Origin of the sequence: Streptomyces sp. NPDC050703, from assembly GCF_040654435.1 — a bacterium.
Lineage (GTDB): Bacteria > Actinomycetota > Actinomycetes > Streptomycetales > Streptomycetaceae > Streptomyces.
This window is the reverse complement of record NZ_JBFAHX010000015.1, coordinates 67,738-88,628: the sequence shown is the minus strand read 5'-3', so window position 1 is coordinate 88,628 and position 20,891 is coordinate 67,738. Positions and strand designations below refer to the sequence as shown.

The 20,891-nt window shown below is 70.2% G+C and carries 26 protein-coding genes and 2 pseudogenes; 18 read left to right on the top strand and 10 right to left on the bottom strand.

Going from position 1 to position 20,891, the window contains the following annotated elements; all coding sequences use genetic code 11:
- Positions 1-761: 761 nt before the first annotated feature.
- Positions 762-1,532, top strand: a complete 771-nt coding sequence (locus AB0I16_RS16680; RefSeq protein ID WP_363250113.1) for a transposase — start codon at positions 762-764, stop codon at positions 1,530-1,532.
- 152 nt (positions 1,533-1,684) lie between these two features.
- Here AB0I16_RS16680 and AB0I16_RS16675 read toward each other — a convergent pair whose 3' ends face one another.
- Positions 1,685-2,449 (bottom strand): GNAT family N-acetyltransferase, encoded by a 765-nt coding sequence (locus AB0I16_RS16675; protein ID WP_363250172.1) that lies wholly within the window; start codon positions 2,447-2,449, stop codon positions 1,685-1,687.
- 606 nt (positions 2,450-3,055) lie between these two features.
- On the opposite strand from AB0I16_RS16675, the pseudogene AB0I16_RS16670 reads away from it, so the two are divergent.
- The 3 genes and pseudogenes from AB0I16_RS16670 to AB0I16_RS16660 all read left to right on the top strand — a co-directional run.
- Positions 3,056-3,268 (top strand): annotated as a pseudogene (locus AB0I16_RS16670) (N-acetylmuramoyl-L-alanine amidase); the annotation flags it as partial.
- Positions 3,242-3,421: a LysM domain-containing protein gene (locus AB0I16_RS16665; protein WP_363250171.1), complete on the top strand. Its 180-nt coding sequence runs from the start codon at positions 3,242-3,244 to the stop codon at positions 3,419-3,421. The pseudogene AB0I16_RS16670 and the gene AB0I16_RS16665, both read left to right, overlap by 27 nt.
- Positions 3,422-3,428: 7 nt before the next feature.
- Positions 3,429-3,617 carry a hypothetical protein gene (locus AB0I16_RS16660; RefSeq protein ID WP_363250112.1) on the top strand — a complete coding sequence of 63 codons (189 nt, stop codon included), beginning with the start codon at positions 3,429-3,431 and terminating at the stop codon, positions 3,615-3,617.
- Positions 3,618-3,681: 64 nt separating this feature from the next.
- On the opposite strand, the gene AB0I16_RS16655 is transcribed toward AB0I16_RS16660, so the two are convergent.
- Positions 3,682-3,912 carry a hypothetical protein gene (locus tag AB0I16_RS16655; protein ID WP_363250111.1) on the bottom strand — a complete coding sequence of 77 codons (231 nt, stop codon included), beginning with the start codon at positions 3,910-3,912 and terminating at the stop codon, positions 3,682-3,684.
- Positions 3,913-4,017: 105 nt separating this feature from the next.
- On the opposite strand from AB0I16_RS16655, the gene AB0I16_RS16650 reads away from it, so the two are divergent.
- Together AB0I16_RS16650 and AB0I16_RS16645 are read left to right on the top strand one after the other, a co-directional pair.
- Positions 4,018-4,227, top strand: a complete 210-nt coding sequence (locus tag AB0I16_RS16650; protein ID WP_363250110.1) for a hypothetical protein — start codon at positions 4,018-4,020, stop codon at positions 4,225-4,227.
- Entirely contained in the window at positions 4,224-4,436 is a 213-nt protein-coding gene (locus tag AB0I16_RS16645) for a hypothetical protein (RefSeq protein ID WP_363250109.1), read from the top strand. The genes AB0I16_RS16650 and AB0I16_RS16645 overlap by 4 nt, the downstream gene beginning before the upstream one ends.
- Before the next feature lie 682 nt (positions 4,437-5,118).
- On the opposite strand, the gene AB0I16_RS16640 is transcribed toward AB0I16_RS16645, so the two are convergent.
- Positions 5,119-5,814, bottom strand: a complete 696-nt coding sequence (locus tag AB0I16_RS16640; protein ID WP_363250108.1) for a transferase — start codon at positions 5,812-5,814, stop codon at positions 5,119-5,121.
- A gap of 62 nt (positions 5,815-5,876) precedes the next feature.
- On the opposite strand from AB0I16_RS16640, the gene AB0I16_RS16635 reads away from it, so the two are divergent.
- Positions 5,877-6,815, top strand: a complete 939-nt coding sequence (locus AB0I16_RS16635) for a glycosyltransferase (RefSeq protein WP_363250107.1) — start codon at positions 5,877-5,879, stop codon at positions 6,813-6,815.
- A gap of 8 nt (positions 6,816-6,823) precedes the next feature.
- Here the strand turns inward: AB0I16_RS16635 and AB0I16_RS16630 are convergent, their stop codons facing one another.
- Positions 6,824-7,909: an NAD-dependent epimerase/dehydratase family protein gene (locus AB0I16_RS16630; protein WP_363250106.1), complete on the bottom strand. Its 1,086-nt coding sequence runs from the start codon at positions 7,907-7,909 to the stop codon at positions 6,824-6,826.
- Positions 7,910-8,091: 182 nt separating this feature from the next.
- Between AB0I16_RS16630 and AB0I16_RS16625 the strand changes: the two genes are divergently transcribed.
- Positions 8,092-9,447 carry a helix-turn-helix transcriptional regulator gene (locus tag AB0I16_RS16625; RefSeq protein ID WP_363250170.1) on the top strand — a complete coding sequence of 452 codons (1,356 nt, stop codon included), beginning with the start codon at positions 8,092-8,094 and terminating at the stop codon, positions 9,445-9,447.
- A 24-nt stretch (positions 9,448-9,471) separates the two neighbouring features.
- Here AB0I16_RS16625 and AB0I16_RS16620 read toward each other — a convergent pair whose 3' ends face one another.
- Both AB0I16_RS16620 and AB0I16_RS16615 read right to left on the bottom strand, forming a co-directional pair.
- Complete coding sequence (locus AB0I16_RS16620) at positions 9,472-10,323, bottom strand: helix-turn-helix transcriptional regulator (protein WP_363250105.1); 852 nt, start codon at positions 10,321-10,323, stop codon at positions 9,472-9,474.
- A gap of 13 nt (positions 10,324-10,336) precedes the next feature.
- Entirely contained in the window at positions 10,337-11,086 is a 750-nt protein-coding gene (locus tag AB0I16_RS16615; RefSeq protein ID WP_363250103.1) for a DUF6879 family protein, read from the bottom strand.
- Positions 11,087-11,258: 172 nt separating this feature from the next.
- On the opposite strand from AB0I16_RS16615, the gene AB0I16_RS16610 reads away from it, so the two are divergent.
- From AB0I16_RS16610 to AB0I16_RS16595, 4 genes are all read left to right on the top strand, one after another.
- Positions 11,259-11,477: a hypothetical protein gene (locus tag AB0I16_RS16610; protein ID WP_363250102.1), complete on the top strand. Its 219-nt coding sequence runs from the start codon at positions 11,259-11,261 to the stop codon at positions 11,475-11,477.
- Complete coding sequence (locus tag AB0I16_RS16605) at positions 11,474-11,668, top strand: hypothetical protein (protein WP_363250101.1); 195 nt, start codon at positions 11,474-11,476, stop codon at positions 11,666-11,668. Before AB0I16_RS16610 ends, AB0I16_RS16605 begins: the two co-directional genes overlap by 4 nt.
- Positions 11,669-11,885: 217 nt before the next feature.
- A complete protein-coding gene (locus AB0I16_RS16600) occupies positions 11,886-12,404 on the top strand; it encodes a hypothetical protein (protein WP_363250100.1) in 519 nt (172 codons plus the stop codon).
- A 68-nt stretch (positions 12,405-12,472) separates the two neighbouring features.
- Complete coding sequence (locus tag AB0I16_RS16595) at positions 12,473-13,132, top strand: class I SAM-dependent methyltransferase (RefSeq protein ID WP_363250099.1); 660 nt, start codon at positions 12,473-12,475, stop codon at positions 13,130-13,132.
- 80 nt (positions 13,133-13,212) lie between these two features.
- Here the strand turns inward: AB0I16_RS16595 and AB0I16_RS16590 are convergent, their stop codons facing one another.
- On the bottom strand, positions 13,213-14,022 hold the full coding sequence (locus AB0I16_RS16590) for an ABC transporter permease (RefSeq protein WP_363250098.1): 810 nt from the start codon (positions 14,020-14,022) through the stop codon (positions 13,213-13,215).
- A gap of 144 nt (positions 14,023-14,166) precedes the next feature.
- Here AB0I16_RS16590 and AB0I16_RS16585 point away from each other — a divergent pair, with 144 nt between their 5' ends.
- From AB0I16_RS16585 to AB0I16_RS16575, 3 genes are all read left to right on the top strand, one after another.
- Entirely contained in the window at positions 14,167-15,252 is a 1,086-nt protein-coding gene (locus AB0I16_RS16585; protein WP_363250097.1) for an S-(hydroxymethyl)mycothiol dehydrogenase, read from the top strand.
- On the top strand, positions 15,252-15,908 hold the full coding sequence (locus AB0I16_RS16580; RefSeq protein ID WP_363250096.1) for an MBL fold metallo-hydrolase: 657 nt from the start codon (positions 15,252-15,254) through the stop codon (positions 15,906-15,908). The genes AB0I16_RS16585 and AB0I16_RS16580 overlap by 1 nt, the downstream gene beginning before the upstream one ends.
- A gap of 190 nt (positions 15,909-16,098) precedes the next feature.
- A complete protein-coding gene (locus AB0I16_RS16575; protein ID WP_363250095.1) occupies positions 16,099-16,812 on the top strand; it encodes a DUF2470 domain-containing protein in 714 nt (237 codons plus the stop codon).
- On the opposite strand, the gene AB0I16_RS16570 is transcribed toward AB0I16_RS16575, so the two are convergent.
- Positions 16,777-17,064 (bottom strand): hypothetical protein, encoded by a 288-nt coding sequence (locus AB0I16_RS16570; RefSeq protein ID WP_363250094.1) that lies wholly within the window; start codon positions 17,062-17,064, stop codon positions 16,777-16,779. The two genes, AB0I16_RS16575 and AB0I16_RS16570, sit on opposite strands and share 36 nt — an antisense overlap.
- A gap of 11 nt (positions 17,065-17,075) precedes the next feature.
- Entirely contained in the window at positions 17,076-18,314 is a 1,239-nt protein-coding gene (locus AB0I16_RS16565) for a lactonase family protein (RefSeq protein ID WP_363250093.1), read from the bottom strand.
- A 476-nt stretch (positions 18,315-18,790) separates the two neighbouring features.
- Here AB0I16_RS16565 and AB0I16_RS16560 point away from each other — a divergent pair, with 476 nt between their 5' ends.
- Entirely contained in the window at positions 18,791-19,462 is a 672-nt protein-coding gene (locus tag AB0I16_RS16560; protein WP_363250169.1) for a TNT domain-containing protein, read from the top strand.
- A 4-nt stretch (positions 19,463-19,466) separates the two neighbouring features.
- Positions 19,467-19,700, top strand: a complete 234-nt coding sequence (locus AB0I16_RS16555) for a hypothetical protein (protein WP_363250092.1) — start codon at positions 19,467-19,469, stop codon at positions 19,698-19,700.
- Between the two features lie 29 nt (positions 19,701-19,729).
- Here the strand turns inward: AB0I16_RS16555 and rpmF are convergent, their stop codons facing one another.
- Positions 19,730-19,903, bottom strand: coding sequence for a 50S ribosomal protein L32 (gene rpmF, locus AB0I16_RS16550; RefSeq protein ID WP_363250091.1), 174 nt, complete (start codon positions 19,901-19,903; stop codon positions 19,730-19,732).
- Between the two features lie 163 nt (positions 19,904-20,066).
- On the opposite strand from rpmF, the pseudogene AB0I16_RS16545 reads away from it, so the two are divergent.
- Positions 20,067-20,822, top strand: a pseudogene (locus AB0I16_RS16545) (MerR family transcriptional regulator); the annotation flags it as partial.
- Between the last annotated feature and the right edge of the window lie 69 nt (positions 20,823-20,891).

Here is a 20,891-nt window from a genome sequence, read left to right as displayed (position 1 = left end):
TGCGGCGAGTGGCCCCGAACCCAAGGTGATTTGAGGCCGCCTGGCATGCGTGCTTTCATTCTCGCCCGCGTCCGGCTGACACCCGAGGTCTCCGCGAAATCACTGCGTGCCCTGTCAACACGAGCACGGTGGCCGCCGCCACAAGGCGGATGACGCCCCAGGTCGTCCCAGCGACCTCCCCTTGCAGTTGAGCCTCGACTCTCAGGCGCTCTGAAGTGTCGACGACGGCAATCACTGGAATCAAGATTCGGAAGGCAAGTCCACCGAACCCTTCTTTCCGCGCCAGGTTCCCAGCCAAACCCAACAGAGGGCCTAGCACGCAAGCGAGAATGCCCCAATATGCCGTCTTGGAAAGAAAACTTTGCCATGAAGTCTGTGTGGCATCACCGGAGAGATCGCTCAGGTCAGCGGTGAGAAACTCCCCTTGGCTAAGTTTCGTTAGAAAATAAGCCACCACGGCGGCTATCAGTGACACAGCAGCCAAGGCGGCGGACTCGCTCCTGAGCTTCCGCGATAATCCGACAAGGAAGGCCAGGGCTGCCCAAGACCATCCTGCGTCAAAGGTAAGGTGCGCCACCTGTCCTATCGACCCGCCGACCGTATCGAGGAGAGGTGAGATGACGCCGAGTGCCACGCCAACGGTTAGCGCGATCACTGACCCCAGAAAAGGAGAACGCGAGGAGAACACGATGCCCGAAAGGGTACCTTTCCGTGTCTAAAGGCTGTCCCGTTACTGCTGATCACAGTGGGATGCTCTTCATGTGGCTGGTGTGATCACGGCGTCGGAGCCGTCCTGGATAGCCCCGTTCACTGGGCTGAGCCCACGCTGCTTCAGCAAGTTGGTGACACACGTGCGCCGCGGGACCGCGGGCGAATCGCAGCGTGGGCGGCCGTGGAGCCTTCCTTTGGAGGATCGAGTGTTGCTGGTTGCTGCGTACTGGCGCACGAATTTGACGCTGCGCCAGCTCGGTCCGCTCTTCGGTATCTCCAAGTCGGCGGCCGACCGGATCATCGACCACCTCGGCCCCAAGCTCGCCTTCCAGCCGCGTAGGCGGTTCCGCCAGGACACTGTGCTCATCGTGGACGGCACTCTCGTGCCCACCCGCGATCACACAGTGGCCGAGCAGTCGAAGAACTACCGTTACTCGACCAACCATCAGGTCGTCATCGATGCCGACACTCGCCTCATCGTGGTGGTCGGCCGGCCGCTGCCCGGCAACCGCAACGACTGCCGCGCGTGGGCGGAATCCGTTGCGAAGGACGCCGTCGGCGCCACGATGACCATCGCAGACGGAGGCTATCCGGGTACCGGCCTGGTGATTCCTCACCGCCGCGCGACAGGCCAAGCTGAACTGCGGGGCTGGAAGCAAGAGCACAACCGCTCCCACAAACAGGTCAGGGCCCGTGTCGAGCACGCCTTCGCCTGGATGAAGGGGTGGAAGATCCTGCGCGGCTGCCGCCTCAAGGGCGACGGCGTGCACCACGCGATGCTCGGCATCGCACGCCTGCACAACCTGGCCCTGATGGGCTGAGAGGGCGTTCTCTCTCCGACCTCCATGTGTTGTTTTCGCTGGTCAGACATGAGGCCGGGGCTGGAGGCCCATCGACGCGGTGCCCCGGGGCGTGAAGCGTTGCCGATGGGCTACCAGGCGTTGGTGAGGAGCGGAGCGGTTGCCGTGACGGGTCAGGGGGTGAGGGCGTACTCGGTGAAGTGGCCGCTGACGGTGAACCCAAGGCGGCGGTAGACGGGTTCCCCGTCGGCGGATGCCTGCAGCACCGCGGTCTCGTAGCCCGCGTCCCGGGCCGTGTGCAGGGTGGCCGCGGTGATGGCGCCGCCATAACCGCGGCGGCGGTCGGTGGCGAGTGTGGCGATGTTGTAGATCCCGGCGACGCCCGCGTGCAGGAACACCTCGGCCGAGCAGACGGGACGGCCGTCGACGTAGCCGACCAGGTAGCGGGCGGAGCAGTCCTCGGCGAGCGCCCAGTCGGCGGTGTCGGCGAAGAACTGGCGCACCGTGGCGGCGGGCGGGCTCCAGTTCGCGGCGAGGACCGTGGCGTAGTCGGCGAGCTGTTCCGAGGTGGTGGCCCGGCGGATCGTCAGGCCGTCGACGTGCGCGTCGGGGAGGGGATCGCGCAGGTCCTTCCACATACCCGCCTCCGTTTCCGACGCCTCCAGGCCAGCGGCCTGAAGGTGCTCGGCGAGATTGTTCGGCGTGGAGGCGGGTCCCACCCACCAGGAGAAGGGGCGGCCGGTGGCGGCCAGGGTCCGGGCCGTCTCCGCGGCGCGGGCCGGGGCGGTGCCCGGGGTGAAGCGGGCCGTCGCGACGATGTTGAAGGTGTCGTCGTCGAGACCGCTGTCGGCGATCAGCAGGTCGCCGGTCTCGGTGACAGACGCGCCCTTGAGGGTTCGGTGCAGGTGGCAGGCGTGCTCGGCGAGATTCTGCTCCATCGCGAGCGGAAGGTCGGATTCATTGACGGAGGGGATGTGCATGGAGTTCATGATGATCCATCCCAGCACGCCGTCTGGGGTGCTCGCAGGTCCTTTTTTCCGTACTTGTGAACCGGCCGTCCAGGAACTGTCCGCTGGATCAGGGGATCATGCTGGAGGGAAGGCAGGGTGTGACGGGTAGGTACGGCAGACAATGTCGTCCCGTTCTCTCCGGCCAGCCAACCAGTTGCCTGCTGCCCATCGGATCAGCTTTGACGCCGGACACAGTTTCGGGACAACCCTTAGCAGACATGTCCGGGGAGGCGCGTACGAGCAGCTACCAGGCGGAGCTGGACGTCGGCCTGACCGCGCCCGAACGCCCCAGCACCCAGGACTACGCCGAAGCCGCATGCTGGCAGGGACCCCGCGCGCTTGGCGGCAGCGCGGGGAGCAGGGACACCCCGGAGACGTGTACTCCTCTCCGTCTCCGAGGTGTTCGCCGGCCCTGGCCCCTGCCGTGGAATGCCCAGGTCCGACCACGCACAAGATCGGGTCTCCCGCCGACGGCGAGTCGGACGGTACGAGGTCGGTCAACGCGCACTGCCACTCGATCCCGGCCAGCACGCCTTCTACGGCTTCGAGTGCGAGAACATCGGTGACGGCGAGGACCCGTGGCCGGCCGCGCAGCTCGGTGCCGTCGAGAAGGCGTCCGCCGCCCTGTGCCGAATCCGCGGCTGGACGGAGCGCTCGGTGGTCGGGCACCTGGAGTGGCAGCCGGGCAAGGTGGACCCGCGCGGCTTCTCGATGAGCTGGTTGCGGCAGCGGATCGCCGCGCGCCTGGCACAGCGCTCCCACACGGTCCGCCCCGGCGAGCACCTGGCCAGCATCGGCGCCATGTACGGCGTGCGCTGGCCGGACATCGCCCGCGCCAACGGCCTGACGTCCCCCTACCGGGTCTATCCCGGCCGGGTCCTGAAGATCCCCGAGAAGTGAGGCAGTCATGAAGGTCTCGAAGTACGCCAAGGCGGTCACTGCCGGTCTGGCCGCGGGCGCCGCGTCGCTCGCCACCGGGCTGGCCGACGGCACCCTGTCCGCGCAGGACGGTCTCACCGCCGTGGCCGCCGTGCTCGCCGTGTGGGGACTGACCTGGGCGGTGCCCAACAAGCCACAGGGCCCCCAGGGTCTCTGACTCCGAGCAGAACGAAGCCCCCTCTGCCCCTTTGCGGGTGGAGGGGGCTCTTTCGCATGCCCGGTCACTTCAGCGTGCCGTCCTTCTTGAGCTGCTTGACGTAGGCCCGGTCGCTGCGTGCCTTCTTGATCTTCGCCTTGTTCTCGTTGATCCTGGCCCTGTTCTCGTTGATCTTCGCCGCCGCGTCCCGGTGATCGAGCCGGGCGCGGCGGATGTCCGCCGCCGGGTTGAGGCCGAAGATCCTGCGCAGCCAGGTGCGCTTGGTGGGCTTCTTGTCCGGGTCGAATGTGATCATTTCGCACCCCCCTCCCTCTGCCCCCCGACGGTACTCGCGCGGGGGCCGGTGGCCACTGCACGTGCGGATTGCGCCAGAAATCGAACACACGATCTAATTAGCCGCATGCGCACCACCATCCCCGACGACCTCATTCCTCTCCAGCGGGAATGGACTCGCACGTACCGCGAGCTGGCCGGCCGCCCGGGTCACACCGCCCTGCGGCGCCGTTTGGTCCGGCTGACCGCGCGGCTGCACTTCCATCCCGGGCTGCGGGACCCGGCGGCCCGTGCGGAGCTGCGCCGCCTGGCGCGGCGTCGCACCCTGGACGCATGACACCCGAGATAGTGGTCCACCGGCCGTCCCCGAGCGGTGGACGCCGGGTCACCGTGGGCAGCGCGATCCTGGGCCTGGCGCACTCGGACCGGGATGTGATCGAGTTTCTGCGCCGGGCCGGCCTGGAGGATGCCGAGGCCCTGGTGCTCGGGGACTCCCGGCTCATCCGCTGGCGCGGCGGGCGGGCCCATGAGTACGAGGCGGCGTAGGGCGCAGTTTCGGCCAGCGCTTCTGTTCCTGCTCCGGCGGTGCTGCGATACGGGATCATCGCGATATGAGCATCGACCCCGGATTCGCGGCGGACCGGGAAGGCGGCACTCGACAAGCGGGGGGTCGAGCTGCCGTGGGAAGACCTGGAAGTAGTGGAGACCTTTTGGCGTGCGGTCGACGGCCTGACCGTGGACCAGTCCGTGAACGTTGCCGCCGCTGTGCGCGCGGGAGTGGAGCACGGCCAGATCATTGGGCGGAAGGCGTAGCTGTCCACAGGCACACCTGTTCCCCCGCCCCGTCTCCTACTGTGCTGCCCACCTGATCGCGAGCGCGGAGGTGAGTATGGAAGAGCGCCTGCCGCTGCTGACCCTGTCCGAAGCCCACGACGTCATGGACGTCCTCGCCCGCGCCGCGGCGGGCGAGGACGCGGAGGCGGAGCGGCTGCTGTGAGCTGGCCGCGCGGGTGCCGTCGCGGGAGGGGCGCGTCACCCACGCGGGTGGCGAGTTCGCCGGGTCATGGCGACCATGACCCGGTCGCGGCGTGCCCGGCGGAACGGGACCGCGACCCTGATCAGTAAGCGGCTGGTCACCAGTCCGCCGGGCCGTCCTCGCGCGGCAAGTGCGAAGGCCAGGCGTCTGCCAGCGGGCTAGGTGCGCCGGGCGGAGGGGACGCGTCTCCTCTTAGGGCCCTGCCCGGTATGGGGGAGCGATGTGCAGATGCCCGCTGTGCGGATTGGTCACCCGCATGCCTGACGGAATCATCCTGGCCGGCGGCACCGTCACGTCGGTTCCCAGCAGAGTGCCGCGGCCGATGACGCAGCCCGGGTTCAGTGTGATTCGTGCACCGCTCTGTACCCGGTCTCCGATGAGGGCACCGAAGCGGGGGGTACGCAGCCGGACGAGACCACCCGGGGTCCGGGTGAAGACCTCGCGGTCGGGACTGCGCATGTCCCTCGTGAGGTGGATGGCTGCGGCGAGCACGTGGGCCGACAGGTGTGCGCGGGAGCCGACGAGCGTGCGGTTCATGCCGATGCGGTGGCCGAGCACTGTCTCTTCGCCGATGCAGCATTGTGTGATCTCGCTGTTGAAGCCGATGCTCGCTCCGGCTCCGACGACCGTGAGGCCGCGCACGCTGGAGAATTCGAACACCTTGGCGTGGTGCCCGATGATGACGTCCGGCCCGATTTGAGCGGTCGGGTGCACGAATGCGGTGGGGTGGATGCGGTGGTTCAGACGGGCGAGGGCTCGCGCATGCAGGTCGGGCCACGCCGCGAGGAAGGCGGCAAGGTCCCAGCCCTGCCACTGTCCCAGCGGCGCGGCAACGTGGTCGGGATCGGTGAAGTCGGAGAGGTAGTCGGACAGGGCGATCGTCGTCACGGCAGCTCCCTGGGGGTGAACGCTGGCGGAACACTGTGGAACGGGGCGGTTATGCTCCGGCCATGCAGACGGAGCACACGGGCAGCGCCGCCCCCCGCCGCCCCCGCCTGGGCGTGGCCATCGTGACCATGGGGACCCGCCCCGCTGAGGTCGACGCGCTGCTGGAGTCGGTGGCCGTTCAGACGGAGGCAGCCGACCATGTTGTGATCGTCGGGAACGGAACCAAAGGCCGCGGCGTGCTGCCCGACTATGCCCGCAGAGGGCTGCCGGGCCGGGTGACAGTGCTGGAGACCCCGGAGAATCTGGGCTGTCCCGGCGGACGCAATGCTGCCATCGCGGCACTGCGGGCCTGCGGCAACGTGGATGTAGTGGTGGAACTGGACGACGACGGATGCCTCCCGGACCGGCAGGCTTTCGCCCGCGTCCGGGAGCACTTCGCCGCCAAGGCTGATCTGGGCATTCTTGCCTTCCGCATCGCGGACGAGACCGGACACACCCAGCGCCGCCACATTCCGCGGCTCAGGGCTTCGGGGCGGGACGCGCTGCGTGCTGGCGACGTCACCGCGTTTCTCGGTGGGGCGCACGCCTTCTCCATGCCGATGCTGGACGCCGTCGGAGACTGGCCCGCGCACTTCTTCTTCACGCACGAGGAAACTGACCTGGCGTGGCGTGCCCTCGATGGCGGGTGGCGCATCCATTACGACCCTCGGCTTGTGCTGCGGCACCCGCGCACCTCGCCGGCCCGGCATGCGGTCTACTACCGGATGACCGCCCGGAACCGAGTCTGGCTGGCTCGCCGTAATCTGCCCGCCGTCCTGGTTCCGGTGTATCTGGCTGTCTGGACATTGCTGACCGTGGCGCGGACGCGGTCGGGCAGAGGACTGCGGGCGTGGGCGTCCGGTTTCGCCGAAGGTGTGCGCACTCCGGCCGGCTCTCGCCGACCGATGCGCTGGTACACCGTGTGGCGGATGACACGGCTCGGACGCCCGCCCGTGATCTGATCCGTGCGTCAGATGCATGCGTACCCGGTATCCGTACGCAGCCAGTTCGGCACGGCCTGCGGGTGCGCCTGGAGCCACTGGACATAATGTCGCACGCCGTCTTCGACTGTCACAGACGGCTGCCATGCCAGGGTGCTGGTCATCCGGTGCGTGGAGGCGTAGCCGCCCATGGGGTCACCCACGGGAAGCGGTGCCTCGGTCAGTGTTGTACCCGGGTAGAACTGCATGACGAGTTCAGCGATCCGGCGGATGGTCGTTGCCCGGCCTGTGCCGATGTTGATCACCTGGCGGTGGGCGCCGGGCACGCTCAAAGCACGCAAGGTGCCCTGAGCGATGTCGTCCACGTGGACGAAGTCGCGTACTTGCTGTCCGCCCCCGTTGAGATGCAGTGGCATGCCGCACGAGGCGTGGGCAGCGAACCAGGCGACGACCCATGAGTGCGACCCCGGCTTGATCACCTGCGGTTGGCCGTAGACGGAGAAGTACCGTACGACGGACCAGGACCGGGCGGCTTCGTCGAGTTGAAGCCGGGTCTGCTGTTCGCCCCATGCCTTGGTGTTTCCGTAGGCGCTGGTCGGTTTGAGGGGCATGTCCTCGTGGAATGCGGGGGCGCTGCGGCCGTGCACCTCGCGCAGGAGTTCGGCTGTGGTGCGGTGCGCCGGGCTGATCTCACCGTGACCGTAGACGCTGGCAGAGGAAACGAATACGAGGCGACGAGGTCGGTCGCAGGCTGCGACGGCGTCCAGTACCGCCTGGGTTCCCGCGATGTTGACGTCGATGGCGTCCTGAGGGCGCCGTGTGCACGCGGCCACGTCGGCGAGTGCCGCCGCATGCACCACGGCGTCGCTGCGGGCGACAAGCCCTCGCACGAGTGCGGCGTCCCGGATGTCTCCGGTCTCCACTTCTTCGCTGCGCACGTCGAACAGGTCCCGGTAAACCTCTGCCGGGTAGGCGTCGCGGCTGCACAGCACCAATGGCCGGGCTCCGGCGGCGCGCAAGTCCCGGCAGATTCGGCTGCCAACGAGCCCGGCACCCCCGGTCACGAGGACGGTGGCGCCGTCGAGGCTTTCGGACCACGCACATTGTCGGTTCATCAGTGCCTCCAGTCGATGAAGACGGCCCTTATGGGCTGTTGCAGGTCCAAAGAACCGCCCGTCGGCCTTCGGCAGGAGACTTCGATGCCAGTGCTGCAAGGTATTTGCATGTCATGCAAACGTCCCCCCGTCGCCCTTGACGCCCTACGCTGGGCGGGTTAGTGGCCTCTGTCACCGCGGGGATGGGCATGGATGCTTCCGAGAACCGGCAGACCGCACCGGAGCTGAATCCCGGTGAGCACATCCGCGGAGCGCGCCTCGCGCGGGGAATGACACTCGCGCAGCTTGGGCACCGCACCGGCTACTCCGCAGCCCAGGTGTCCAGACTGGAGCGGGGGCGCACACCGCTCACGGACCCTACTGTGCTGGGCCGGTTCGCCTCCGCCCTCGGTATTCCGCCTCAGGTTCTCCGGTCGCCCGCCGCCCCTTTCCGCGCCGGGGCAGACTCATATCCGAGCCTGCCCGTTCCTGGGGCGAAAGGAGTGGGCAGTGGGGAGAATACGCAGATGCATCGACGGACACTTCTTGCGGCATTGACGGCGGCAGCCGCCGAGGCGGCGAGCGCCCCGCTCGTCGGCGGGAGCGACAGCGGACGCGATGGGAGGCAGCTGCGCGACTTCCTCGTTGCCGGTGTGCGAGATGCGATGCTCGGACTTGCCTCTGCGGAAAGCGCCCTGCCACCGGAGTATGTGCCTGCTGAACTGGCGCGAGCGAACGCCGACTACGCGAATACCCGGTACCGCAGCCTTGCCGACCGTCTGCCCCGTGTTCTGCGTGCCGGGCATCAGGCGGGGGTCGACCAGTATGAGGCTCTCGCGCACAGTTACCTGCTCGCGACCCGTCTCTTGATCAAGCTGCATGAACCGCAGCTGGGATGGATGGCAGCCGACCGGGCCCGGCAGCTCGCGAACACTGCGGGGTCCTCCCTGGTGACTGCGGAGGCCGCGCGTCAACAGGCTGTCCTTGCCCGCCAGGCCGGTTGGTACGACCAGGCCCTGAGCCTTGCACTGTCGGCGGCCGATGATCCGGTGCTCGGCGAACTGGGCAACGCCGGGCGGGCGCAGAAGGGGTTGCTGATCCAGTGCGCAGCGTTCACGGTGGCTCACCAGGGCGACCGGGCGGGCATGCGTGAACTGACCGGTGAGGCCGCGTCGATCGCTGATGGGCTGGGGCGGGCCACGCACCTGCGTGACACCGCCGGGGGATTCACGCCGGCCACCGTGCAACTGCATCTGGTGAGTGCCGAGTACAAGTGTGGGGACCCGGCCGCCGCCATTGCCGTAGCGGACAGGCTGCTCCCGCAACTACTGCCCACGGTGGAGCGGCGGGTCCGCTACCACACGGACCGGGCGACCGCTTACGCGCAGTGGGGGCGTCGCGACGATTGCGTGCACGAACTGCTGGTCGCAGAGCGTCTGGCGCCGGAGGAGACCCACACCCGGCCAGCGGTGCGCGCCCTGCTGGGTGGACTTCTGGTGACCGGGCAGCCGCCGCTGGAGCTGCGTGCGCTTGCGGCCCGCTGCGGCGTCCTGGCCTGATCCGCCGCTGGACCGGAGCCTGGACTACCGTGGACCCAGCGCCCGCCTGGCCGCGTTGATGACGTTGTGCGCGTCGGCGCCGTAGACGGCGGACTCGCGCAGGGTGTCCCAGGTGCGCAGGTAGGTGCGGACGTTCGCCGTCTCGTCGATCCACAGTTCCGCGTGCCAGGTCTCCACGATCACCCGCTGGTCGCCGTACACCCAGAAGCCCGTCGCGGGCTGGATCTTCAGGGAGGCCGCGAGGGGAATGATCCCCAGTTCCACCGTGTCCATCCCGACGGCGCCGTGCAGCCGGTCGAGCTGGGAGATGAGGACCGGGGGCGGGCAGACGAGCGCCCGCAGCGCAGCCTCCCACATCAGGATGTGGAAACGCTTCGTGGAGTCGTACAGGGCCTCCTGCCGCTTCAGCCGCGAGCGCACAGCGGCGTCGGCATCCCGCGGTGAGCGTTGCAGCTCGGAGTTCCTGGTGAAAACCGCACGGGCGTAGTCGGGGGTCTGGAGAATGCCCGTGACCATGGCGGGCTGCCAGCCGCGGAAGAGTGCAGCGTTCGCGTGCTCTGCATTGTGGGCGTTCTGCACGGCCCGGTGCCCGCGGGCGAGCTGGCGGCCCCAGGGCCTGACATGGGACTCGACATCACGGAGCATGGCCTTCAGTTCGTCGGCCGCCTCCGGCCGGCCGCACTCCTTGGCGAAGGCTTCGATGTCTTCGGCCGTGGGCGTCTGGTTGCCCCGCTCCAGACGGCTGACCTTCGACTGCGCCCACCCGGTGCGGGCGGCCAGTTGCAGGCCGGTGAGCCGACCACCAGGAGCGTTGAGGCGCAGATCCCGTAGGCGGAGTCCGAGCGCCTGCCTGGCCTGCTGGTAGTCGGCGTTCACTGGCGGCCTCTCGTCAGTCCGCCGCGGCCACCTGCGCCGCGAGCTGCTGGTAGGGGATGGCGTGATGCATCGCGGCATCGCGAATCTGGGCGTAGCTGTTGACCCTGGCCGGTTCGGTGATGAGTTCCACCCCGGTCAGGTCGTCGCCTTCGAAGTGGAGCAGGGCGACGAGACGGGAATCGATGATCCAGAAATCCTCTTCGGGAAGGTGCAGGCGCTCCGCGTCGCGGCGCCACAGGCAGCGGATGTCTTCGCCGACCGCGCTGTTGCGCCTGGCGTTGTTGAGCAGGTAGAGCTGACCGGGTGTGGGCGGGTCATCGACGATCCGCACCCGCTCGAAGCGCTTGCCGAGTGCGGTCTGCTCGCGGCGGTTGGCGCACCACTCGGCATCCACGCCGTCCCAGCTGACGGGCTCTCCGCGCAGAAACTGCGCGTAGGTCGGCGTGAGTTCGTCGGATGCGTAGCGGCGCCTGCTCTCCAGGCGCCAGGCGGTGTGCTTCAGCGTGGTGAAGAGCTTCGGGAACTCCTTCAGGCCGATCATGTGGGGCACTTGGCTGACCTCCTTGGGGCCGAAGTCGGCCAGTACGTCGCGGGGAACGACGATCGCCGTCTCGCCGGGAGAGAGGTGCTGCAACTGGGCAGTCTCTGCGGGGTCGGTGAGCGGCGGGCCGTGCACGACGATCTCGCCCGAGTCCAGATCTTCATGTACGGAGGGGCAGCCGTCCACACCGCTGCCCGATCCGTTGAAGCGCAGTCGCCTCATGGCCTTTCCTTCCACTGGACGATGACCCGCTCAGCATGGGAGCGGGCCGTCGTCCTGCGGTACAGCGTGGCGCTGATCCGTCGCGCATACAGCCGCATTTCAAGCCAACTGCCGCGCATAATCGCGCATATCGCGTGGCGGCCCCTGCCTGTCCGTCCCTACCGTCCCGGTCATGTCCCCACGAGCCGAGCCCAAGCCGCCGACCCATGCCGATGCCGTCGCAGCGACCGAGTCCCTGCGCGATGCGCTGGGCGGCGCGGGCATCGTTCTGCCGTCGCTCGCACCTGACCACGCGTCACCGTCGTACGGACTCGTGGCGCTGGGCAACGTCCGCGCACATGTGGCCCAGCGGCTGGCGGCCGTCATCCGGAGGGGAGGCGAGAGGGCATGACGCCCGAGCGCTTCGGACCGGAGCAGGACTCGCCCCACTTCAGCCTGCGCGTGTATACGCTGGACGCCGACGGGACGGTCACCTCCGACACCGGCACGATGCACGTGGACGGCGCGCAGGAGCCCAGTACGAGCACGGCCTACCCGCTGTGCGGGTGCCCGGGGTGCCGCACGGCACGGGGCGAGCCGTGATGACGGCCGTGGCCGGGGCGCCCAAGCAGCTCAGCCCCGAGTGCTCGATCGGCGAGTGCGGCTTCTGTCCCGGTGATGGCATCCCGGTCTTCGCCCCCGGCAAACGCGCTCCCGGCGAGCCGCCTCTCTTCGTCTACCGCTGTGACCATGGCTGCCGCCATGGCCTGTCCGCCTGCAACGGGCGGATTCAGCACCACTCACCTGAAGGGATCAGCCCATGACCGTACTGGCCGAAAGTCCGGCCGTCACCACGACCCGCGACCCGCGCGCACTGCTGAATGCCGTGCGCCCCCACGTGAAGGAGTGCACCTACAACGTGCTCGATGCCCCAGGCAACGAGGGCACCTTGTGGGACCGTGAGATCGCGCTGCTGATGCGCGACAACCTGCTGACCCGCTCCTGGGCGGAGGAGATCCTGAGCAACGCGGTGATGTACCTGATGACCGCGATGGAGCGCCCCGACCTGCACATCGGCGTCGGCAAGATCGTCGACCTCGGTGTGCATCAGATCATTCTCGACTCGCCGGTCTACTTCGCGTTCTGCGATCTCTACAACGGCCCGCGCGGCGGCGGGTACAAGCACCATGCGCCGCTCGTGCAGCGCCGCACCGACGGGCTCGTGCTCCGCTCCGTGGACGTCATCCGCGGCCAGGGCTTCGAGCCCAGCGAACACCTGTGGGCCGTGGACGGCACCGAATGCTCGCCGTGCGACGACAAGGTCCCCGACAGCCACTGACCGCCACGAACGCCTGCCTCCGCGCCCCCGAGCGAGGGCAGGCTCACCTTCTACCGCAAAGGACCGCCGTGCCCGTACCTCACGACATCGCCGCGGAGACCGACCTCTGGGACGCTTACGCGGAGTCGGCATTCAAGGACGACATGGAGCCCGCGTTCTGCTGGACGCAGTACGCCGGGCACGGCCCCGGGCCGGAGCTGCTGGGGGAGCCGGCCAGGATCCTGGAGATCGGCTGCGGCACGGGCCGCGCGCTGGCGCACCTCGCGGAGCAGGGCATCGAGGCCCGGGGCGTCGACCTCTCGCCGGTCATGGTCAAGAAGGCCAGTGAGCGGTGGGCCGGTACAGGGGCACGGTTCGAGTGCGGCGAAGCGCTCGACTTCCTGCGCGAGGACACACAGACGTACGACGCGATCTACAGCATCTTCGGGGCTGCGTGGTTCACGGACCCCTCCCGGCTCTTCCCGCTCGTGCGCGCCCGCCTGGCGCCGGGCGGGGCGTTCGTGTTCTCCCAGCCGCCCGCGATCCCCGGGGCGTACGGCCCGCAGGGGATGTACAAGGGCGGCTTCGCCGGGCGGGCCATGTTCACCTACCGCTACAGCTATAGGCCCGCGGTGTGGGAGAGGCTGCTGACGCGCGCCGGGTTCACGGGCGCGCAGGCGATGGTGCTCGGAGCCCCGAGGGCGGATCACATCGGGACTCTGATCGTGCGAGCCGTCACCGAGGTCTGACGCATCGCTGTCACGGCCGCGCCACCGTTTTCTTCTTCTTGGACAGACATGGTCTTCTTAGACAGACATGGTCGTCGAGCTTACGCCCGGCCCGTCCCGGAGTCCGTGGGGCCGGTCCCGTCGCGGTGGAGGCGCCCCCGGGCGATGAGTTCGACCGTCACGGCCACGGCCACGGCCTGGACGGCGAGCAGGGCGATCAGGACGAAGAGCTGCACGGCTCCGGCGAGGACCGGCGACGCGCCGCCGAGGAGCATGCCGACGAAGGCGCCGGGGAGGGTGACGAGCCCCACCGTGCGGGTCTGGTCGAGGCCGGGCAGCAGGGCGTCCGACGCGGCGGGGCGGACGACCTCCATGCGGGCGTCGTGGTCGGCGAGGCCCAAAGCCAGGCCCGCCTCGAACTCGCCGTGGCGGGAGTGGAGTTCGTCCAGGGCGCGGCGCCCCGCGAGGACCGTGGCGGTCAGCGCGCCGCCGATGAGGATGCCCGTCACGGGGATCATGGCGATGCCCTTGACGGGCAGCAGCCGCGCCAGTGTCAGTACGGCCACCACGGGGACGACGGGGCCCGCGACGGGCAGCGCGGCCCACCACCACGTGCCGTTCCGGGTGACGCGGCGCCCCGCGGTACGGGCGGCCACGGCGAACATCAGCAGCAGGAAGGCGTAGAGCGCCGCCGTGTGGTGCACCACCCAGCCGATCACCAGCGAGACGGCACCCAGCTGCACGGTCGCGCGGACCCCGGCCAGCAGGATCTCGCGCGCCCGGCCGCGCGAACCGTCGGGGGCCAGTCGGAACACCGCCGCCGTCGCCGCGGCGACGAGCAGCAGCACGGCCAGGGCCACGGCGAGGGCCGTGCCGACGGGCAGCAGCGCCTGGACAGCGAGATCACGCACGCGCACACCCTAAGGGGCGCCGGGCGCGCCGTTCCGCGGGTGCCCCGCCCGCACCGGCGCGGTGGCCGTACCGCTGCGGACAGCGGGCGCCGGACCTGTAACGATGGGGTGGGAAAGACGTGCAGAGAGAGAAGGGCCGTAGTCATGGCGCAGCAGGTGCAAGGCGTGATCGCACGCGCGAAGGGCGAGCCGGTACGGTTCGAGACGATCACGGTGCCGGACCCGGGTCCGGGCGAGGCCGTGGTGAAGGTCCAGGCGTGCGGGGTCTGCCACACGGACCTCCACTACCGCGAGGGCGGCATCAACGACGAGTTCCCCTTCCTGCTCGGGCACGAGGCCGCGGGCGTCGTGGAGTCGGTCGGCGACGGCGTCACCGAGGTCGCGCCGGGCGACTTCGTGGTCCTCAACTGGCGAGCCGTCTGCGGGCAGTGCCGCGCCTGTCTGCGCGGGCGCCCCCAGTACTGCTTCGCCACGCACAACGCCAAGCAGAAGATGACCCTCGCCGACGGCACGGAACTCTCCCCGGCCCTCGGCATCGGCGCGTTCGCCGAGAAGACCCTCGTCGCCGCGGGGCAGTGCACCAAGGTCGACCCCGACGCCTCGCCCGCCGCCGCGGGCCTGCTCGGCTGCGGCGTGATGGCCGGCATCGGCGCGGCCATCAACACCGGCGAGGTCGGCCGCGGCGACTCGGTCGCCGTCATCGGCTGCGGGGGTGTCGGCAACGCGGCCGTCGTGGGCGCCCGGCTCGCCGGGGCCGCGCGGATCATCGCCGTGGACATCGACGACAAGAAGCTGGAGACCGCCAGGAGCCTCGGCGCCACCCACACCGTCAACTCCCGCGAGACCGACCCCGTCGAGGCCGTGCGCGAGCTGACCGGCGGCAACGGCGCCGACGTCGTCATCGAGGCGGTCGGCCGCCCCGAGACGTACGAGCAGGCCTTCTACGCCCGCGACCTGGCGGGCACGGTCGTCCTCGTCGGCGTGCCGACCCCGGAGATGAAGATCGAGCTGCCGCTGCTCGACGTCTTCGGCCGCGGCGGCTCGCTCAAGTCGAGCTGGTACGGCGACTGCCTGCCCTCGCGCGACTTCCCGATGCTCATCGACCTCTACCGGCAGGGCCGCCTGGACCTGGACGCGTTCGTCACGGAGACCATCGCCCTGGAGGACGTGGAGAAGGCCTTCGAGCGCATGCACCACGGCGACGTCCTGCGTTCGGTGGTGGTGTTCTGATGGCCGCGGAGAGCACGCGCGGCGCCTCGGGCGCGCGGATCGACCACCTCGTCACGTCGGGGACGTTCTCCCTCGACGGCGGCACCTGGGAGGTCGACAACAACGTCTGGATCGTGGGCGACGACAGCGAGTGCGTCGTCATCGACGCCGCGCACGACGCGGACGCCATCGCCGAGGCCGTGGGCGACCGGCGCCTCGTCGCCGTCGTCTGCACCCACGCCCACGACGACCACATCGACGCGGCCCCGGCGCTCGCCGCCCGCACCGGCGCTCCGGTCCTGCTGCACCCGGCCGACACGGAGCTGTGGAAGCAGACCCACCCCGACCGTGCCCCCGACGGCGAACTCGCCGACGGGCAGGAACTCACCGTCGCCGGCACCGTCCTGAAGGTGCTGCACACGCCGGGCCACTGCCACGGCGCGGTCAGCCTGTACGCCCCCGCCCTCGGCACCGTCTTCACCGGCGACACGCTGTTCGCGGGCGGCCCGGGAGCGACGGGCCGCTCCTTCAGCGACTTCCCGACGATCGTGGAGTCCATCGAGCGGCGGCTGCTGACGCTGCCGTCCGACACGGTGGTGCGCACCGGGCACGGCGACAGCACGACGATCGGCGCGGAGGCGCCGCACCTGCGGGAGTGGATCGCCCGGGGGCACTGAGCCTTCCGGCCACCGCCGCGTCCGGTTCCCCCGGACGCGTCCGGTCTCACGGGCGCGTCCGGCCCCACGGGGATGGCCTCGCACGGTCCGCCGTGCGGGGCCTTTCGCGTACCCGTGGAGCCTCGCGCGTACTGGCGGCACTCCACGATCTCCGATAAGTTAGGCAAGGCTTACCTAATGGAGGTTCAGGATGGGTGTCCGTCACAGCAGCACGATCGTGCCCACAGCGGCGGCACGCGCGCGTACCCTGCTCGCCACCGCGTGGTCCTGCGCGGTGACCACACAGATCGGCAGGGACGAACTCGTCGGCGCGCACAGCGTCACCGAGGACGGCAGACTGCTGCTCTGCCCGCCCGATGACAGCGCGCTGGCCGCCGCCCTCATCTGCGCGCCGCGCGGCGAACCGTCCACGCTGATCGAGTTCGCCGACGTCGCGCCGGTCCCCATGAGGGAGCGCATCCGCGCCCGCCTCTGGCTCTCGGGAATCCTCGGGCACGACGGCGACCACCTGCTCTTCGAGCCGACATGCGCGGTGCTGCACGACGCGAACGGCGAACGCCAGGGCATCGAACTCGACGAACTCGCCCTCACCGTCCCCGATCCGCTGGCCGAGGCCGAGTCGCGCCTCCTCACACACCTCGCCGACGCCCACCCGGAGGCCGTCGAACAGCTCACCCGCCTCATCAGCCCGGACAGCCTGCACGGCGTGGTCCGCGTCCGCCCGCTCGCCGTCGACATGCACGGCATCTCCCTGCGGCTCGAACGCGCCCGCGGCCAGGCCGACGTGCGCCTGCCCTTCCACCAGCCCGTCGAGGACGTCACCCAGGTGACGGACTGCATGCACGCCCTGCTGATGAAGGCCCGCCTCTCAGCGTCCTGGCGCGGCAGGCCCGTCGGCGGCTGACCGCATCGACCGCAGCGCCACCAGGAGCACCCCGATGTCGTCGAGCAGGATGGGGTCGGGCAGCAGGTCCGCGGGCAGCAGGAGATAGGCGACGGCCCCCCAGAAGACCCACTGCCGGTCGGCGGGGAGTCCGGCTCTGCGCAGGTGGCGCCGGGTGCGGACGAGGCGTACGAGCAGCATGACGGCGACGACGAGCGTCGCGGCGACGACAACGGCCGCGACGGTGAGGAAAATGGCCATATCCGTGCTCATACGTACGTACGTTAGCGACTGCCGCGCCCCGCGTCGCCGACGGGCGGCGATTGCGGCAGCGCGCACACCGCGACCGGCGCCGAGAACGGCTTCCCCGCGAGGTGCAGCTCGCCGGTGCCGGCGTCGACCCGGAAGACGCTCACCGAGTCCGACTTCTGGTTGGCGGTGAACAGCAGCCGCCCCGACGGCGAGAGCGCCAGATGCCGGGGGAAGTCCCCCTCCACGGCCACCGTGCCGAGCAGCCGGAGCCGGGCCCCCGCTCCCTCGACGGCGTACCGCGCGACGCTGTTGTGCCCCCGGTTGGCGAGGAAGGCGAACCGTCCGTCCGAGGTCACCACGGGCTGCGCCGGATAGTTGGTGCCCGCACCGGAGCCGGTCGGCTGCGGTGCGCCGGGGGTGAGCCGCCCGCTGCCCGGTTCGTACGCGCAGACGACCATCGTGTCGTCCAGCTCGTTGGCGAGGTACGCGAAGCGCCCCGAGGGGTGGAAGGCCAGATGGCGCGGCCCCGCGCCGGGCCGCAGCCGCGCGTACGACACCTGGCGCAGGGTGCCCGCCTTCGTGTCGAGACGGTAGGTGTAGACCGTGTCGGTGCCCAGGTCCACGGCGAGGACGTGGCGGCCGTCGGGAGAGGTGACGATCTGGTGGGCGTGCGGCCCGTCCTGCCCGGGGCCCGGCGGCGGGGCCGTATGCCTGACGAGGTCCGTCCGCTCGCCGAGCGCGCCCGAGGCGCCGATGGGATGGACGGCCACGCTGCCCGAACCGTAGTCCGCGCTGAGCAGCCACCTGCCGCTCGGGTGCACCGAGAGGTGGCAGGGCGCCGCGCCGCCGGTCGGCCGTGTGCCGAGGACCTCGTGCCCGCCGCCGGGCAGGAGCGCGACGGCCGTCACGCCGCCCTCCTCGCGCTCGTCGACGGCGTAGAGGGTGCGGCCCGAGGGGTGCAGGGCCAGGTAGGAGGGGTCGGGCACCCCGTCGATCGTGCCGGTACCGGTGATCCGCCCCGTCGTGTCGTCGTACGTCGCCAGACCGATGCCCTTACCGCCGCCCTCCTGCGAGGTGTACGTCCCGAGGAACAGCCGTCCCGCGCGGCGCGGCCGGTGCGCGGCCGACGAGGCCGTCTCCGCACGCCTGGCCTCCGGCCGCCCGCGCTCCGGCGCGCCCGGCGAGCCCGGCGAACCACAGGCCGCACCGGCCGCCGCGAGGGCGGCCCCCGACAGCGCCCCGAGAACCGCCCGCCGCCCCGGGCGACGCACGGGGCCCACGGGACCACCGGGGCTCACGGGACCACCGGGGCTCACGGGCTCTCGTTCCGGCCCTGCTCCGCTGTTCATGGCTGCACCTTGGGGGTTGGAGGTCTGAGGTCGGGACTTGGGGTCGGACATCCGGGTCGGGAGTGACGGGTGTGGCAGCCACCCTGCCCGGTCCCCGTCGGCCCCGACAAGAGGCGCACCGCCCCCGGACCGTCGACGTACACCGTTTCCGGCCCCTCCGGATTACACCGGTTCCGACCTTCCCCGACTGCACCGCTTCCGGGGCCCCTCCGGGTCACACCGCCTCCGGGCCCCCTCGGACATACACCGCACCGATTCGGCCGATGAAGGCGCGCCACTCGTGCCTCAGGCCACGCACGGCTACCGCTCGGATACGTTGTGCGAGCCACCCCGCGCCGTACGCGGACGCCTGACGAGGAGAGACCGAGTTGACCCACAGTCACCGGACAGGCAGCCACCTGCCCCGTATCCGAACCGCCCTCGCCGCCCTCGGTGTCGCCGGAGCCCTGGCCGCGGCACCGGCCGCGAACGCCGCCGCCGCTCCGGAGCCCCCGGTGGGCGCGGCGGCGCACGAGCCGTGCACGGGGGAGTTCCGCGGTGACTCCCGCCTCGGCCCCCGATGGCTGCCCAAGAAGGGGCAGCGTCCGGTGGGCCCGCTCCTCAGGGGCTGGAAGCGGACGGGCAAGCTGTCGCCGCAGGACTTCCTGAAGAAGTACTGGGAAGGGCCGGCCTCCACCGGGAGCTGGAAGTACCCGCCCAACGACGGCTTCGGGACCGTCAACGGGCGGGTCGACAAGCACCGCGAGCGGCTGGACGAGGGGGAGCGGCTCGACCGCTTCGGGTCGGAGTTCGGCTCCTACCTGGCCCCGGCCGGCGACTCCTACGCGGAACGCGCCCTGCCGCCGCAGAACCTCAACACCCGGGAGGCCGCGCACTCCTGCGACTACCGCGTGTACGAGGTGCGCAAGCCGTTCTCCGTGTGGCAGGGCGGCATCGCCCCCTGGTTCGAGCAGCCGGGCGGCGGACAGCAGATCAAGCTCGACCCGGCCTTCCTGAACCCCGGCGAGGGCCAGCGCCTCAACGTGAAGTGGCTGCTCGACCACGGCTACCTGGAGCCCGCCAGGGCGTAGGCCGGTGGACGTCCCGGCGCTGCTGTCCGCCCTCCGCGCGGCCCGCGTGGCCGACGGCTACTACTGGATCGAGGGTGCCCACGAACCGGTCCCCACGCCCCCCGACTTCGTCTACCTCCGCACGGTCGGCGACGGGGCGTGGGAGGTCGGGACGTACGAGCGGGGGGCGCACCATCCGCTGACCCGGCACGGCGACGAGGCATCGGCCTGCGCGCACATGCTGCGCCTGCTGACCTGACCTGCTGAGCCGGGGCCGGGGTGGGCCGCCTACTGGTCCTCGGGGCGCAGCAGCCCGCGCTCGTACGCCTTGACCAGGCGCTGCGGGACCATGTGCCGCACGCCGTCGACCGTGACGGGGGCGAGCTGCGGTGTGACGGCCTTCCACTGGGCGCGGCGGTGACGGGTGTTGCTGCGGGACATCTTGCGCTTGGGCACGGCCATGGGGGTCTCCTCGGTGTGTCGTGTGCGGTGAGTCGTGAGCTGTGTGCGGGGACGGGACCGCACGCTATATGAAAATGGATTCCATTAACAAATGGGGGCGCTGCCGGGTTGACCCTCACGTCGCGTCAGGCTGCACGCTGTACGCCGACGAAAGGTGAGGCCCATGAGTTACACCGTCGGGCAGGTCTCCGGCTTCGCGGGGATCACCGTCCGCACCCTGCACCACTACGACCGGGCCGGGCTGCTGACGCCGGGCGAGCGCAGTCCGGGCGGCTACCGGCTCTACGGCGACGCCGACCTGGCCCGGCTCCAGCAGATCCTCTTCTACCGGGAACTCGGCTTCACCCTGGAGGAGATCGGCGAGATCCTGGCCGACCCGCAGGCCGAAGCCCTCGACCAGCTGAAGGCGCGCCGCCAAGCGCTGCGCGAACAGATCGCCAGACTGGAACGGCTCGTGGACGTCGCCGAACGCGCCATGGAGGTGCAGCGGACCGGCGTGACACTCAGCCCCCAGGAGCGGTTCGAGGTGTTCGGTGAGATCACCTTCGACCTGAGTTACGCCACCGAGGCCGAGCTGAAGTGGCAGGACAGTCCGGGTCACCGGGCGGCCATGCGCAGCGCCGCCGCGCACTCCAAGGATGACTGGGCGCGGCTCATGGGGGAGGCGGCCCGGTGGCGCGAGGAACTGCTCGACGCCTTCGACGCCGAAGAGCCGGCCGAGGGCGAGCGTGCCAGGGGGCTGGCCGAGGCGCATCGGCAGCACATCTCCCGCTGGTTCACCCCGTGCCCTCCCGAGATGCACGTGCGGATCGCGGACGACTTCGCCGATGACCCGCGCGCCTTCGCCCTCGTCGTGCCGCCGAGCCGGCAGCGGGAGGGGCTCGCCCGGTATCTGCGTACGGCGATCCGGGCCAATGCCCGGGAGCGGGGCGCGGGCGAATCCGACGCGAAGTCTCACCCTAGACCTGAGGTTGAGTGTCACCCCAGC

Coding starts and splice junctions, on each gene's coding strand:
- AB0I16_RS16675 (WP_363250172.1), bottom strand. CDS start 2,449: ATGGAGCAGAATCTCGCCGAGCACGCCTGCCACCTGCACCGAACCCTC.
- AB0I16_RS16660 (WP_363250112.1), top strand. CDS start 3,429: ATGAAGGTCTCGAAGTACGCCAAGGCGGTCACTGCCGGTCTGGCCGCG.
- AB0I16_RS16655 (WP_363250111.1), bottom strand. CDS start 3,912: ATGATCACATTCGACCCGGACAAGAAGCCCACCAAGCGCACCTGGCTG.
- AB0I16_RS16650 (WP_363250110.1), top strand. CDS start 4,018: ATGCGCACCACCATCCCCGACGACCTCATTCCTCTCCAGCGGGAATGG.
- AB0I16_RS16645 (WP_363250109.1), top strand. CDS start 4,224: ATGACACCCGAGATAGTGGTCCACCGGCCGTCCCCGAGCGGTGGACGC.
- AB0I16_RS16635 (WP_363250107.1), top strand. CDS start 5,877: ATGCAGACGGAGCACACGGGCAGCGCCGCCCCCCGCCGCCCCCGCCTG.
- AB0I16_RS16630 (WP_363250106.1), bottom strand. CDS start 7,909: ATGAACCGACAATGTGCGTGGTCCGAAAGCCTCGACGGCGCCACCGTC.
- AB0I16_RS16625 (WP_363250170.1), top strand. CDS start 8,092: ATGGGCATGGATGCTTCCGAGAACCGGCAGACCGCACCGGAGCTGAAT.
- AB0I16_RS16615 (WP_363250103.1), bottom strand. CDS start 11,086: ATGAGGCGACTGCGCTTCAACGGATCGGGCAGCGGTGTGGACGGCTGC.
- AB0I16_RS16610 (WP_363250102.1), top strand. CDS start 11,259: ATGTCCCCACGAGCCGAGCCCAAGCCGCCGACCCATGCCGATGCCGTC.
- AB0I16_RS16605 (WP_363250101.1), top strand. CDS start 11,474: ATGACGCCCGAGCGCTTCGGACCGGAGCAGGACTCGCCCCACTTCAGC.
- AB0I16_RS16600 (WP_363250100.1), top strand. CDS start 11,886: ATGACCGTACTGGCCGAAAGTCCGGCCGTCACCACGACCCGCGACCCG.
- AB0I16_RS16585 (WP_363250097.1), top strand. CDS start 14,167: ATGGCGCAGCAGGTGCAAGGCGTGATCGCACGCGCGAAGGGCGAGCCG.
- AB0I16_RS16580 (WP_363250096.1), top strand. CDS start 15,252: ATGGCCGCGGAGAGCACGCGCGGCGCCTCGGGCGCGCGGATCGACCAC.
- AB0I16_RS16575 (WP_363250095.1), top strand. CDS start 16,099: ATGGGTGTCCGTCACAGCAGCACGATCGTGCCCACAGCGGCGGCACGC.
- AB0I16_RS16570 (WP_363250094.1), bottom strand. CDS start 17,064: ATGAGCACGGATATGGCCATTTTCCTCACCGTCGCGGCCGTTGTCGTC.
- rpmF (WP_363250091.1), bottom strand. CDS start 19,903: ATGGCCGTGCCCAAGCGCAAGATGTCCCGCAGCAACACCCGTCACCGC.